The following is a 1,036-nucleotide window of genomic DNA, read 5'->3' as shown; positions in this document are numbered from 1 at the left end:
GGTCCCATGCGATGCGCCACGCGCTCGGCCTGTGGAACGGCACGCCCGGCGCACGCCGCTGGCGCCAGGTCTGGAGCGACCATCGCCTGAAGACCCTGCCGCCGCGTGAGGTGGCCGAGCGCGCCAACGCGGCGCGTGTGCAAGGCACGTCGGTCGCGGCATGACGACCGGCCGCGGCGCGGCCCTCGGCGAGCATGTGAGCATGCATCCTTCCATGACCCGAACCGCCGCCCTGGCGCTGTGCCTCGCCGTGGCGGGCAGTGCCCATGCCGCACCCTGCAAAGAACAGCCGGGCGCTGCCGCCCGCCGGCAAGCCGTCGAGCAGGGCCTGCTGCCTGCGGTGGTGTTCGACGGCGAGGAGCAGCCGCGGACGCTGGCCGCCCGCATGGCCGAGCACGGCGTGCCCGGCCTGGCCGTGGCGGTGCTGCGCGGCGGTGAGGTGGACTGGGTGGCCGTGTACGGCCGCCGTGCGATGCAGGCGCCGGCTGTCAGTTGCGCCACGCTGTTCCAGGCCGGCTCACTGGCCAAGCCCGTCACGGTGCTTGCCGCGCTGCGCCTGCAGGACGCTGGCCGGCTGGACTGGGACCGCGACGTCAACGGCCTGCTCACGTCGCTGCGCCTGCCTGCGGGCCGGCAGACGCCCGATCACCCCGTCACGTTGCGCGGGCTGCTCGCGCACACCGCGGGCATCACGCCGGGGGGCTACCCCGGCTACGCCCAGGCCGGCCCCGTGCCGACAGTGTTGGAGGTGGCGACCGCGGCACCGGGCACGAACACGCCGCGGCCCGAGGTCGTGCTGCCGCCCGGCGAGCAGCTGCGCTATTCCGGCGGCGGCTACACGCTGGCCCAGATCGCCATGCAGGACAGCCAGAAGCTGGCCTTCGAGCCGCTGATGCAGCGCTGGCTGTTCCAGCCGCTTGGCCTGCGCCATGCCACGTTCGCACTGCAGCGCCAAAGCGCCGGTGGCGATGTGGCGGCCGGCCACCAGGGCGACGCCGCGCCGGTACCGGGCGGCTGGCTGCACCTGCCCGAAAGC

General features: G+C 74.7%; 1 protein-coding gene and 1 pseudogene. Both read left to right on the top strand.

Features of this window, described 5'->3' with window-relative positions; translation table 11 throughout:
• Nucleotides 1-164: pseudogene (locus AC1DU6_RS32585) on the top strand (tRNA dihydrouridine(20/20a) synthase DusA); the annotation flags it as partial.
• A 50-nt stretch (nucleotides 165-214) separates the two neighbouring features.
• Nucleotides 215-1,036 (top strand): serine hydrolase domain-containing protein (locus AC1DU6_RS32580; RefSeq protein ID WP_477862385.1); only part of this gene is annotated, 822 nt, incomplete at its 3' end.

The organism is Roseateles sp. P5_B10, from assembly GCF_056400485.1.
The sequence above is the reverse complement of the archived record's forward strand: the minus strand, read 5'-3'. Positions and strand labels throughout refer to the sequence as shown.